The organism is Streptomyces globosus (assembly GCF_003325375.1).
GTDB lineage: Bacteria > Actinomycetota > Actinomycetes > Streptomycetales > Streptomycetaceae > Streptomyces > Streptomyces globosus_A.
On sequence record NZ_CP030862.1, the window covers coordinates 915,554 to 927,680 of the forward strand.

Annotated in this window: 11 protein-coding genes; 8 read left to right on the forward strand and 3 right to left on the reverse strand. The window is 75.3% G+C overall.

Annotated features, from left to right (window positions below; genetic code table 11):
- The first annotated feature begins 2 nt into the window (after window positions 1-2).
- Entirely contained in the window at window positions 3-803 is an 801-nt protein-coding gene (locus tag C0216_RS04415) for a trypsin-like serine peptidase (RefSeq protein WP_246042322.1), read from the forward strand.
- 44 nt (window positions 804-847) lie between these two features.
- Here the strand turns inward: C0216_RS04415 and C0216_RS04420 are convergent, their stop codons facing one another.
- Window positions 848-1,657, reverse strand: coding sequence for an isocitrate lyase/PEP mutase family protein (locus C0216_RS04420; RefSeq protein WP_114053984.1), 810 nt, complete (start codon window positions 1,655-1,657; stop codon window positions 848-850).
- A gap of 139 nt (window positions 1,658-1,796) precedes the next feature.
- The gene (locus C0216_RS04425; RefSeq protein ID WP_114053985.1) at window positions 1,797-2,909 is read right to left on the reverse strand and encodes a pyridoxal-phosphate dependent enzyme; all 1,113 of its coding nucleotides are present in this window, start codon (window positions 2,907-2,909) and stop codon (window positions 1,797-1,799) included.
- Window positions 2,910-3,120: 211 nt separating this feature from the next.
- On the opposite strand from C0216_RS04425, the gene C0216_RS04430 reads away from it, so the two are divergent.
- The 7 genes from C0216_RS04430 to C0216_RS04460 all read left to right on the forward strand — a co-directional run bounded on the left by C0216_RS04430 (window position 3,121) and on the right by C0216_RS04460 (window position 11,374).
- Window positions 3,121-4,692: a S8 family peptidase gene (locus tag C0216_RS04430; protein WP_428985479.1), complete on the forward strand. Its 1,572-nt coding sequence runs from the start codon at window positions 3,121-3,123 to the stop codon at window positions 4,690-4,692.
- A gap of 161 nt (window positions 4,693-4,853) precedes the next feature.
- Entirely contained in the window at window positions 4,854-6,089 is a 1,236-nt protein-coding gene (locus C0216_RS04435) for a DUF4190 domain-containing protein (RefSeq protein WP_114053987.1), read from the forward strand.
- A 105-nt stretch (window positions 6,090-6,194) separates the two neighbouring features.
- On the forward strand, window positions 6,195-6,947 hold the full coding sequence (locus C0216_RS04440; protein ID WP_114053988.1) for a GntR family transcriptional regulator: 753 nt from the start codon (window positions 6,195-6,197) through the stop codon (window positions 6,945-6,947).
- Window positions 6,948-7,325: 378 nt separating this feature from the next.
- Window positions 7,326-7,511, forward strand: coding sequence for an SPOR domain-containing protein (locus C0216_RS04445; protein WP_114053989.1), 186 nt, complete (start codon window positions 7,326-7,328; stop codon window positions 7,509-7,511).
- A gap of 29 nt (window positions 7,512-7,540) precedes the next feature.
- Complete coding sequence (locus C0216_RS04450; RefSeq protein WP_114053990.1) at window positions 7,541-7,978, forward strand: (deoxy)nucleoside triphosphate pyrophosphohydrolase; 438 nt, start codon at window positions 7,541-7,543, stop codon at window positions 7,976-7,978.
- A 196-nt stretch (window positions 7,979-8,174) separates the two neighbouring features.
- A complete protein-coding gene (locus C0216_RS04455; protein ID WP_114053991.1) occupies window positions 8,175-8,603 on the forward strand; it encodes an ATP-binding protein in 429 nt (142 codons plus the stop codon).
- 149 nt (window positions 8,604-8,752) lie between these two features.
- On the forward strand, window positions 8,753-11,374 hold the full coding sequence (locus C0216_RS04460; RefSeq protein ID WP_428985388.1) for a SpoIIE family protein phosphatase: 2,622 nt from the start codon (window positions 8,753-8,755) through the stop codon (window positions 11,372-11,374).
- A gap of 31 nt (window positions 11,375-11,405) precedes the next feature.
- Here C0216_RS04460 and C0216_RS04465 read toward each other — a convergent pair whose 3' ends face one another.
- Complete coding sequence (locus C0216_RS04465) at window positions 11,406-12,125, reverse strand: PspA/IM30 family protein (RefSeq protein ID WP_114053993.1); 720 nt, start codon at window positions 12,123-12,125, stop codon at window positions 11,406-11,408.
- Window positions 12,126-12,127: the final 2 nt, after the last annotated feature.

Genomic DNA, 12,127 nt, shown 5'->3' on the forward strand with positions numbered 1-12,127 from the left:
CCGTGAGGCGGGGGGCGTCCGCGGCGGCGGCCGCCGGGGTGGCGGCCGCCCTGGCCGTCGCCTTCGCCCAGGCGGTGGACGAGGACGCCGGCGCCGTCCACCCCTTCCCCGGAGTCGGCGTGCTCATGGCGAACGGGGAGCACTGGTGCACGGCGAGCGTCGTCGACAGCCCCAAGGGGACGGTCGTGGCGACGGCCGCGCACTGCGTCGCCCCGGCCGGGGAGGACGGCGAGCCCGGCGAGGTCGCGCACGACGGCCGCGAGATCGGCGACCTGTCCTTCGCCCCCGCCTTCACCGGCGAGGGCGCGGGCCGGCAGCCGCTCGGGGTGTGGAAGGTCAAAGCCGTCCACGTCGACGAGCGGTGGACGCGGTGGGGCGAGGACACCGCCGACTACGCCTTCCTCAGCGTCGAGCCGGACGAGGACGGCCGGACCGTCCAGCAGGCGGTCCAGGAGGCGGTCGGCGGCGCCCGGGAGGCGCCCGTCCCCGACTGGACCTCCGGGTACGAGCGGGAGGTCACCGTCGTCGGCTACCCGGAGTCGGCCCGCAACCCGGAGAACCGGCCCGTCTCCTGCTCCACCCGGACCGCCCACGACGAGGACGACCCGGCGATGCTGTACATCGGCTGCGCCGGCTTCTGGACGGGCACCAGCGGCAGCCCCTTCATCGCCGACCGGGGCGGCCCGGGCAGCCCCGGCCACCTGATCGGCGTACTGAGCGGCGGGGACACGGACGTGGACTCCACCGCGGCGCTCTTCGACGAGCGGGCCCGGGCGCTGTACGAGCGGGCCGCGCAGGACTGACGGCCCGCGCCCGCCCGTACCGCCCCGGGACCGCCCCGCTGCGCTCAGCCCTTGAGCAGGCCGTTCAGCGTGCCGTACGGCAGGGCGTCCGCGACCGCGGTGTACGTGCCGTGCGCGAGGAGCTCCTCCGCGGCGCGCCGTACGACGCCGTACGCGGCCTCCGCCACCCGGGAGCCGAGGCTGACCCGGGCCGCGCCGAGGGCGCCGAACGCGGCGACGGACGGGCCGCCGGGGCCGGCCAGCACGTTGAGGGGGGCGTCGATCCCCCTGGCGAGCTCGGCGACGACGGCCGGGTCGGCGGTGCCGGGCACGAAGATGCCGGAGGCGCCCGCGCGCAGGCAGGCGGAGGCGCGGGCCAGGGTCTCGTCGAGGCGGCCCGCGGGGTCGCCGAGGCCGAACAGGTAGGTGTCGATGCGGGCGTTGACGTACAGCGGGATCCCGGCGGCATCGGCGGCGGCCCGGGCGGCGGCGATGCGCTCGGCGTGCTCGGCGGGGGCCCGGCCGCCGTCCTCGATGTTGACGCCGACGGCCCCGGCGGCGAGGACCGCGGCGACGGTCTCCCCGACGGCCGCCGGGTCGGCGCCGAAGCCGCCCTCGATGTCGGCGGTGACGGGCACGGAGACGGCGGAGGCCACCCGGGCCACGAGGTCGACGGCCCGGTCGCGGGCCAGCGCGTCCCCGTCGGGTGCGCCGAGGGACCAGGCGACGCCGGCGCTGGTCGTGGCGACGGCGGGGGCACCGGCGGCCTCGACGAGGCGGGCGCTGACGACGTCCCAGGCATTGGCCAGGGCCAGCGGGGCGGCGGGGTCGTGAAGGGCGGTGAAGCGGCGGGCAAGGTCAACAGCACGGTTCATCAGGCCAGTTGACCAGCTCCCGGCGGCCGCGGCTGGCGGTTTTCCGCCATGTACGCGGTTGCCTGCGGCCGGTCCGCCCTGCGAGGCCGCCGGCCGGCCGGCTGCGGCGCCGGCGGTCCGCCGCGCCTGCCCGCCCCCCTCAGGCCGCCGTGGGCGCCGGCAGGCCCGCCCCGCACAGCGGCAGTACCGCCGTGCGCCCCTGGAGGGGGTCCGAGGGGGCCGCGGGGCCGACCGCGGCCCAGCAGGCGGCCGCCGTCGGCTCGACGAAGAGGCCGCGCCCGGCCAGGTCCCGGTGGGCGGCGGCCAGGGCCTCCTCCGAGACGGTCAGGAAGGTGCCGCCGGACTTGCGGACCGCGGCCAGGATCTGGCGGGCCCGCGGCGGCGCCGGGATCGCGATCCCCTCGGCGAGGGTGGGCCGCTGCTCCGCCGGGCCGGCGTCCTCGGCGCCGGCGGCGAACGCGGCGGCCAGCGGAGACACCGCCTCCGCCTGCACCGCGAACAGGGCCGGCGGGCGTACCCCGCGCCGGGCCAGCTCCTGCGCGGCCAGTGCGGCCCCCAGCAGCAGGGTGCCGTTGCCGACGGGGAGCACGAGGACCTCCGGCAGCCGGCCGCCGAGCTCCTCCCACACCTCGTAGGCGAACGTCTTGGTGCCGTGCAGGAAGTACGGGTTGTACACGTGGCTGGCGTAGAACACGCCCGGCAGGTCCGCCTCCGCGCGCGCCGCGGCCGCGGCGGCCTCGCGGCCGCCCGGAACCACCCGTACCGCCGCGCCGTGCGCGCGCATCCGGCCGGTCTTCCTCGCGGAGGTGCCCTCGGGCACGAAAACTTCACAACTCAGTCCGGCGCGTGCGCAGTGCGCCGCCACGGCCGTTCCGGCGTTGCCGCTGCTGTCCGCGACGACCCGCTCGGGGCCCAGCCGCCGGGCCACTTCCGCGAGCATCACCGCGCCGCGGTCCTTGAACGACAGCGTGGGCATCAGGAAGTCGAGCTTGGCGTGAATCCGCTCCCCGAGCGGCAGCAGCGGGGTGTTCCCCTCCGACATGGTCACGGAGAACGCCCCCGGCAGGGGCAGCGCGGACCCGAAGCGCCAGAGCGAGTTGGGCCCGGACGCCGGGTCGAGGGAGCTGGCCGGATCCGGTGCGAAGTCGAGGTCCCAGGGGCCGCCGCAGACAGGGCAGCACCACGGGGCGGTCCGCACGTCCGCTCGGGTGCCGTCGTCGGGGCAGACGTATCCGGGGATTGCGTGCGTCATGTGCGGAGCACCTTTGCTCTTTCATGGCCGTTGTGTGGCACGGATGTTACGCGCCTGCCGTCCCCTTGTGGGATCCCGGCGGGCTGGGTCAACCTTTCGACAGGCGGCGCCGTGCCGGGCGTTCCCGGTCTTGTCATGTCCATGGCCTAACGTCCGCCGTTCCGCCGCCATCCCCAGAGCTCCACCGACGAGGAGGACCCCCCACATGTCCATGCGTCGCACCCGCCGGAAGGCCGCCGCCGTAGGCGTGACCGCCGTAGCGGCCCTCGCGCTCGGCGCCGCCGCCGCGCTCCCCGCGTCCGCGGCCGACCGCGCGCCCCAGGGCGTCATCGAGAACGCCGGCGCCCCCGGCGCCGTGGCGGGCAGCTACATCGTGACCCTGAAGGACTCCGCCGCCCGCTCCACCGGCGAGAGCGGCAAGGCCGTCGCCCGGAAGTACGGGGCGACCATCGACCGCACCTACAGCGCCGCGCTCAACGGCTACTCCGTCGAGGTCTCGGAGGCGCAGGCCCGCAAGCTCGCCGCCGACCCGGCGGTCAAGTCGGTCGTGCAGAACCGGGTCTTCACCATCGACGGCGCACAGGGCACCCAGCCCAGCCCGCCGTCCTGGGGCCTGGACCGCATCGACCAGCGGGCCCTCCCGCTGAACAGCAGCTACACGTACCCGGACAAGGCCGGCGAGGGCGTCACCGCCTACATCATCGACACCGGCGTGCGCATCACCCACACGGACTTCGGCGGCCGCGCCTCCTACGGCTACGACGCCGTCGACAACGACAACACCGCCCAGGACGGCCACGGCCACGGCACGCACGTCGCCGGCACCGTCGCCGGCGGCGCGTACGGCGTCGCCAAGAAGGCCAAGATCGTCGGCGTGCGCGTGCTGAACAACCAGGGCTCCGGCACGACCGCCCAGGTCGTCGCGGGCATCGACTGGGTCACCCGCAACGCCGTCAAGCCGGCCGTCGCCAACATGTCCCTCGGCGGAGGCGCCGACTCCGCGCTCGACACGGCCGTGCGCAACTCGATCGCCTCCGGCGTCACGTACGCGGTCGCCGCGGGCAACGAGAGCACCGACGCCAGCACGAAGTCCCCGGCCCGCGTCGCCGAGGCCCTCACGGTCGGCTCCACCACCAGCTCGGACGCCAAGTCCAGCTTCTCCAACTACGGCAGCATCCTCGACATATTCGCCCCCGGCTCCTCCATCACCTCCGCCTGGGCCACCGGCGACACCGCCACCAACACCATCTCCGGCACCTCGATGGCCGCGCCGCACGTCGCGGGCGCGGCCGCCCTGCACCTGGCGGACAACCCGGCGAGCACGCCGGCCCAGGTCGCCCAGGCCCTCACCGCCGCCGCCACCCCGAACGTGGTGACCGGCCCCGGCTCCGGCTCCCCGAACCGCCTGCTGTACGTCGGCGGCGGCACCACCACGCCTCCCGGCCCGCGGTTCGAGAACTCCGCCGACTACGCGATCAACGACAACGCGACCACCGAGTCCCCGGTCACCGTCAGCGGCGTGTCCGGCAGCGCCCCGGCGGCCCTGACCGTGGCGGTCGACATCAAGCACACCTACATCGGCGACCTCAAGGTCGACCTGATCGCCCCCGACGGCACGGCCTACAACCTGCACAACCGCTCGGGCGGCAGCGCGAACGACATCATCCGCACCTTCACCGTGAACGCCTCCTCGGAGACCGCGAACGGCACCTGGAAGCTGCGCGTGAACGACAACGCCCGCCTCGACACCGGCAAGATCGACTCGTGGGCGCTGCAGTTCTGATCCGGTACGGGGCCGCCTGCGGCCCGACCTGCACCGGCTGAGCCCGGACCGCCCGCAGGGGCGCCGGGTGAGCGGCGGGGGCGACCGACACCGCGGTCGCCCCCGCTGCGTACTATTTCGCGCATTCGCCTCCGCACCCCCCGGGATGGAGCCCTGCGCCCGTGAGCACCCCGCCGCCGCACGCCTGGCCGCCGCCGCACCGACGGCCGGCGGCGTCGCCGCAGGCGGACGGGGACGCGGAGCTGAACGGGTTCGCGCCGGCCTCACTGCTCGTCGGGCTGCTGTGCCTGCCGCCGCTCGGCATCGTCCTCGCGGTCGTGGCGCTCGTACAGATCTCCCGCAAGGGCGAGCGCGGCCGGCCGCTGGCCCTCGCGGGCCTTGCCGTGTCGCTGGTGACCACCGTCGCGGCCCTGTTCACCGTCGTGCAGGCCGCCGGGCCGCTCTTCGAACGGCTCGACGCCCTGGAGCAGTACGAGAGCGTGGCGGGCGAGCTGGCCGTCCCCGAGGAGCTCCAGGCGGGCGACTGCTTCAACGTCCCCGGCGGCGACCTCCTCGACGAGGACCCGCTCTTCTACCGGATCGACTGCGCCGAGGTCCACCAGGGCGAGGTGACCTCCTCGACGCTGCTGGGCCGGCCGGCGTACCCGGGCGGCCGGAAGGCCAAGCGGAGCGCCGCGGAGGCCTGTTGGCGGGCGCAGGACGCGTACGCGATGGACACCTGGGCCCTGCCCCCGTACGCGGACATGTTCTACTTCGCCCCCTCCCGCGACTCGTGGGGCGACGGCGACCGGCACCTGCTGTGCGTCATCGGCACCACCGAGGAGGAGCACCGCGGCAGCCTGCGCAGGGACGCCGGCATGCTGCGGCCCGACCAGGCCGCCTACCTCGGCGCGGCGAACGAGGCGGAGCTGGCCCGGGGCGGCGCCCCCGACGAGGACCTCGACGAGGCGCTCCCGGCGTACCGGGAGTGGGCCCGGTCGGTGGAGCGGGCGCTGGCCCGCGAGGCGGGGGTGCTCCGGGAGGCGCTGGCGCGCCCGGAGCTCGCCGAGCCCGCCGGGGTCCGGCTGAAGGAGGTCGAGGCATCCCGGGCGGAGTGGAAGCGGGCCGGGGAGGCCGTGCGCCCGGACGGCTTCCGGGAGGCGTGGGAGCGCGCCGCGCGGGTGCTGACCGTGACGGCGGAGCGGAACCTGCGCGGGGCGTTCGGGCTCGCGACGACGGTGCCGGACTGGCTGGAGGAGCGGCCGGGGACGGGAGGGCCCGCGGAGCCGGAGGAGGATCCGGAGCCGGAGGGGGATCCGGACCCGGAAGCGGGCCCGGACTCCGCTCCGCAGCCGGAGCCGGAGCCGGAGCCGGCGCGGCGCCGGACGGGCGGGGACACCGTGCGGCAAGGGGTTTGACTGACCTGCCTTTCATCACTTCGGGTGAAACGGTGGCCTTCGCTTGCGGCGTACAACCGACCGTTGCCAGGGTGTGGCTGTCTGTCAACCTGATGGGAGTGCCCAGTGGCTTTCGGTGAGCAGCCGGCCTATCTCCGCGTCGCCGGGGATCTCCGACGGAAGATCGTCGATGGCTCCCTGCCCCCGCACGCCCGCCTCCCCTCCCAGGCCCGGATCCGCGAGGAGTACGGGGTCTCCGACACCGTGGCGCTGGAGGCCCGCAAGGTCCTGATGGCGGAGGGCCTCGTCGAGGGCCGCTCCGGGTCGGGGACGTACGTGCGGGAGCAGCCCGTGCCCCGGCGGGTGGCCCGCTCGGGGTACCGCGCGGGCGGGCCCTCCACCCCGTTCCGGCAGGAGCAGGCCGAGGCGGGTGCGCGCGGCACCTGGGACTCCAGCAGCGAGCAGGCCGGGGCGCCCGCGCCGATCGCCGAGCGCCTCGGCATCGAGCCGGGGGAGCGGGTCATGCGGACCCGGTACGTCTTCCGCGACGCCGGCGAGGCGATGATGCTGTCCACCTCCTGGGAGCCGCTGGCGCTCACCGGCCGGACCCCGGTCATGCTGCCGGAGGAGGGGCCGCTGGGCGGCTCGGGCGTCGTGGACCGCATGGCCGCCATCGACGTCGTCGTCGACAACGTGGTCGAGGAGGTCGGTGCGCGGCCCGGCCTCGCGGAGGAGCTGCTGGTCCTCGGCGGCGTCCCCGGGCACGTCGTCCTGGTGATCGGCCGTACCTACTACGCCTCCGGCCGCCCCGTGGAGACCGCCGACGTGGTCGTGCCCGCCGACCGCTACCGGCTCGCCTACCACCTGCCCGTGCGCTGAGGGAGCCGCCGGGCTGCCAGGCCGCCGCGCGGCGGCCCGGCAGGCGGCGGGTTTCGGTGCGATCGTGATCGCCCCGTCCTGCGCCGATGCCCCGGCGCACCGCTCCGTACGCGCCCCCGGCGCCGCCCCTGCCGCCCCGCGGCTCCGCAGACCAGGCCGGTCCGGCCCGCTGCCGGGCCCGCGTGCGCCGGTCCGCAGCCGGCGCGCACGGCTCACTCGTACGCATGGCCGGATGCGTACGCCTGCAAGGTATCTCTTCGTAAAAACCTGTATCCGCTCAGTAAAGGTCGGGCGTAAGCTCCGGCATATGCACCATGCGGTTTCCCGGGCCGGCGGACCGGCTGCCCGGGCACGTGGATCGGCGGAGGGTGAAACGCGATGAACGACAGCGGTGCCCTGCTTCCGTGGCTGGTCATACGTCAGGACGACAACGGCAACCGCTACCGGGTGGGCCGGTACCCCACCCGGGCCGAGGCCCAGAAGGTGGTCGAGAGCCTCGACCACCGTGGACACGAGCAGCTCTACTGGGTCGAGCGGATCGGCCAGACCGCCACGACGAACTGAGCATCACGGCAGTGGCATAGGCTCCGCCCATGACGGATCGAGTGGTCGTGGGCGGAGCCCTGTGCCGTGCGGGCCGCCTGCTGGCCGCCCGCCGCAGCGCGCCCCCCGAACTGGCGGGCCGCTGGGAGCTGCCCGGGGGCAAGGCCGAACCGGGCGAGTCCGCCCCCGACGCGCTGGTCCGCGAACTGCGCGAGGAGCTCGGCGTGCACACCGAGCCCGTCGAGCGCATCCCGGGGGAGTGGCCGCTGCGGCCGGGACTCGTCCTGCACGTGTGGACCGCCCGCCTGCTCGCCGGGGAGCCCGAGCCGCTGGAGGACCACGACGAACTGCGCTGGCTCGCCCCCGACGAACTGGCGTCGGTGGACTGGCTCGACCAGGACCGCCCCGCCGTCGCCGAGATCGGCCGCCGGCTGCGCGCCGCGCACGCCGCCGAGGAGGGGGCCGGCGGCACCCGGGCGGCGCCCTGACCCGGAGCACACCGGGTCGCACGGGGGCGCGCACCGCTCGTGCGCTCGGCCGTCCGCGCCACAGTGCGCCGGGGCATGCAAGTCGGGTGGTACGCCGCCACGATTATCGGGTATGTCGCTATTGGTCCTATTTGCGTAGTGAACCTCCAGGCGTCGTCCCCGCCGGACCGGACGGCCGCCGCCCCCGGCCCGGGAAGTGATCGGCGTGATCGACACAGACGGCGAATGCGCCGAATGGGCCTTCCCTGCCGAGCCCGGCGCGGTCCGCACCGCCCGCCACGCCGTGCGCGGCACGCTCCACTCCTGGGGGCTGGAGTCCGTCGGCGAGGTGACCGTCCTGCTGGTCAGCGAGCTGGTCACCAACTCGCTGCGGTACGCCTCCGGCCCCATCGGCGTCCGACTGGAACGCCGCAAGCAGGTCGACGGGGACCCCTCGCTCGGACCCGCCCTCCTCGTGGAAGTCTCCGATCCGCTTCCGGATCCGCCCCGCGAACGCGCCGCCGGAGCCGACGACGAGGGCGGCCGGGGCCTGTACCTGGTGGCCGTCTCCGCGCGCCGCTGGGGCACCCGCCACGGCAAGTCGGGCAAGACCGTGTGGTTCGAGTTGGCTCTTCCTGGTGAGTAACAAGGTGGAGGGTGGCTGACGATCACCGGGCATGGCTCGAAACAGTCGGGACCTTTTCGTGATCGGGGACGCCGTGCCGTCCGGGGCCGCGGTGCTGAATACTTCGGTCATGGCCGGTCCGGTTGCGGTGAGCTGGAGGGGACGGTCGCGTGAGCGAGATACCTGCGCAGGCACATCAGGCACGTGTGCCGGGGGAGGCGTGGCACGACTCCCTGTGGCACAGCAGCCCGCCCGGCTCGCTGTACGACCACGTCAAGGCCGCCTCCTTCTCGATCGGACCCGACGGCCTCATCGACCAGTGGAGCCTGCGCGCCGAGGAACTCTTCGGACTGGCCGCCGCGGAGGCCGTCGGCCGCGACCCCGTCGACGCCTTCATGCCGCCCGGCCTCCGCGCGGGCGCCCACCGCCGCGTCGCCGAGATCCTCGACGGCAAGGAGTGGACGGGCCACGTCCCCTTCCGCATCCCCGGCGGCGCCGGCGCCCACGGCATCGCCGAGATCTACGTCATGCCGACCCTCACCGAAGCCGCCGAGCGGGCCGCGCTGTGCCTCGTCGTCGACGTACGCGCCCTGCGCAGCATCGAATCCGACCTCGCCGCCTCACAGGCCATATTCGGCCAATCTCCCTTCGGCTTCCTGCTGTTCGGCACCGACCTCACCGTGCAGCGCGCCAACCGCCGCTTCGCCACCGTCTTCGGCGGCAACGCCGAGGAGCACCGCGGCCGCACCGTCCACGACTACCTCCCCCCGGAGGAGGCAGACCGCATGGCCGAGGCCCTGCGCCGCGTCCTGGAGACCGGGGAGTCCGTCACCGACCTCCAGATCAGCGGCGCCGCCCCCGGCAGCCGCGAGAACCGCCACTGGTCCATCAACCTCTACCGCCTCCACGGCGGCAGCGGCCGGCCCATCGGCGTCGCCGGCCTCGGCACCGACGTCACCCGGCGCCACCTCGCCGCCCGCGAAGCAGCCGGCGTCCGCCGCAACCTCGCCCTCCTCAACGAGGCCGGGCACCGCATCGGCAACTCCCTCGACCTGGAGACCACCGCCCGCGAACTGCTCGACGTCACCGTCCCCGGCTTCTGCGACCTCGCCGCCGTCGACCTCTACCAGGGCCTCCTCCTCGGCGACGACGACCGGCCCGCCCGCCCGCAGGGCCCCGGCGTGCCCTCCCTGCCGCCCGGACTCGGCGCCGGCCGCGCCCCGTCCGCACCGCTGCGGCGCGTCGCCTTCTCCTCCGCAGTCTCCGGCGCCCCCCTCTCCGGACCGGGCACCCCCGTCGCCGTCGGCGACGTCCACCGCTACCCGCCCGCCTCGCCCGGCGCGCTCGCCCTGCGCACCGCACGGCCCCGCCTCATCGAAAGCGGCGGACCCGACGACCTCGTCCAGTCCACCCTCGTCGTGCCGCTGGTGGCCCACGACACCGTCGTCGGCCTCGCCCAGTTCTCCCGCACCAAGGGCAGCGAGCCCTTCGGCGAACGCGACCGCGCCGTCGCCGTCGAACTCGCCGCCCGCGCCGCCGTATGCATCGACAACGCACGCCTCTACCGGCGCGAACACGAACGCGCCCTGATCCTCCAGCGCAGCCTGCTGCCGCCCGGCGACCCGGAGGCCGCAGGCCTCGACATCGCCTGCCGCTACCTCCCCGGCAACGCCGCCACCGAGGTCGGCGGCGACTGGTTCGACGTCATCGAACTGCCCGGCCACCGCACCGCCCTCGTCGTCGGCGACGTCATGGGCCGCGGACTGCGCGCCGCCGTCGCCATGGGCGAACTCCGCACCGCCGTGCGCACCCTGGCCCTGCTCGACCTGGAGCCCGCCGAAGTCCTCGCCGCCCTCGACGAGATCGCCCGCGGCCTCGGCGCCCCCGGCGGCTCCCAGCAGGCGTCCCGGGCCGCCCTCCACTCCCGCGACGCCGACCGCTCCGAGGTCTACCTCGCCACCTGCGTGTACGCCGTCTACGACCCGGTCACCCGGCGCTGCACCATCGCCAACGCCGGCCACATGCCCCCGGTCCTCGTCGAACCCGCCGAGCCGGGATCCGCCCCCCGCGCCGGACTGCTGCTGGAGGTGCCGCCCGGCATGCCGCTCGGCGTCGGCGGCGAACCCTTCGAGGAAGTCGAGGTCGACCTCCCCGAAGGCGCCCTCCTCGCCCTCTACACCGACGGCCTCGTCGAGTCCCGCGACCACCCCCTGGAGGAGGGGCTGCGCGGGCTGCGCCACGCCCTCACCGACCCGGCGCGGCCGCTGGAGGACATCTGCGACCACGTCCTGAACACGCTCGACACCCGGCACGGCGAGGACGACATCGCCCTCCTCATGGCCCGCGTCCAGGGGCTCCCCGTCGACGCGGTCGGCGACTGGCACCTCCCGCGCGACGCCCGCTCGGTCGGCCGCGCCCGGGAACTCGCCCGCGCCAAACTGCCCGCCTGGGGCCTCGAAGGGCTGCTCGACACCACCGAACTGCTCGTCAGCGAACTCGTCACCAACGCCCTGCGGTACGGCGAGGGCGACATCCGGCTGCGGCTGCTGCTGGACCGCACCCTCGTGTGCGAGGTGTGGGACGCCAACCTCGTCCAGCCGCGCCGCCGCCGCGCCCGCGACACCGACGAGGGCGGGCGCGGCCTGCAGCTGGTCGGCCTGCTGTCGGCGGGCTGGGGGACCCGGCGGACCCACCGCGGCAAGACGGTCTGGTTCGAACTCCCGCTGCCCGGCGCCTCCGCCGAACCGGAAGGCGGACTGTCGGCCGAGCAGCTCCTCGGCCTGTACGGCTGAACCGGGTGCGGGCCGGGCCGGAGCGGGCCGGTCAGGCCGGGCCCGCGGACTTCAGCGCCGCCAGCCGGGCCTCGACCTCCTCGGCCCGCGCCAGCCCGTCCAGCGCCTCGAACTGTGCGTCCAGGGAGGAGGCCGCCAGCTCCTCGCGGCCCAGCGCCCGCGCCTCCTCCCGCCGCACCTTGTCCTCGAAGCGGCCCAACTCGCTCGTCGGGTCCGTCACGTCGATGCTGCGCACGGCATCCAGCATCCGGTTCTGCGCCTCCGCCGTCCGCGCCCGCGCCACCAGTTCGTCCCGCTTCGCCGTCAGCTCGGCCAGCTTGCCCCGCATGGAGTCCAGCCCCTCCCGGAGCCGGCCCGCCACCTCCGACTGCGCTGCGATCACCGGCTCCGCGTCGGCCGCCTCCCGCTCCGCCCGCAGCTGCCGCTCCAGCGCCACCCGGGCCAGCCCGTCGAAGCGGTCCGCCTCCGCCGCCGACCCGGCCGCCCGCAGCCCGTCCGCCCTGCGGCTGGCCGCGAGCGCCTTGCCGCCCCACTCCGCGGCCGCCGCCACGTCCTCGTCGCGGTCCGCCTCCAGCAGCCGCAGGCCGCCGAGGACCGTCGCGACGGCCTGATCGGCCTCCGAGATGCTGTTGGTGTAGTCCCTGATCAGCTGGTCCAGCATCGTCTGCGGGTCCTCCGCCTGGTCCAGCAGGGCGTGGATGTTGGCGCGCGCCAGCAGGGCGACGCGGCCGAGGACGGTCTGCTTGCTCATCG

Excerpts from the sequence above, each read along its gene's own strand:
- C0216_RS04425 (WP_114053985.1), bottom strand. The coding sequence starts at position 2,909 with ATGACGCACGCAATCCCCGGATACGTCTGCCCCGACGACGGCACCCGA.
- C0216_RS04465 (WP_114053993.1), bottom strand. The coding sequence starts at position 12,125 with ATGAGCAAGCAGACCGTCCTCGGCCGCGTCGCCCTGCTGGCGCGCGCC.
- C0216_RS04450 (WP_114053990.1), top strand. The coding sequence starts at position 7,541 with ATGACGGATCGAGTGGTCGTGGGCGGAGCCCTGTGCCGTGCGGGCCGC.
- C0216_RS04445 (WP_114053989.1), top strand. The coding sequence starts at position 7,326 with ATGAACGACAGCGGTGCCCTGCTTCCGTGGCTGGTCATACGTCAGGAC.
- C0216_RS04430 (WP_428985479.1), top strand. The coding sequence starts at position 3,121 with ATGCGTCGCACCCGCCGGAAGGCCGCCGCCGTAGGCGTGACCGCCGTA.
- C0216_RS04420 (WP_114053984.1), bottom strand. The coding sequence starts at position 1,657 with ATGAACCGTGCTGTTGACCTTGCCCGCCGCTTCACCGCCCTTCACGAC.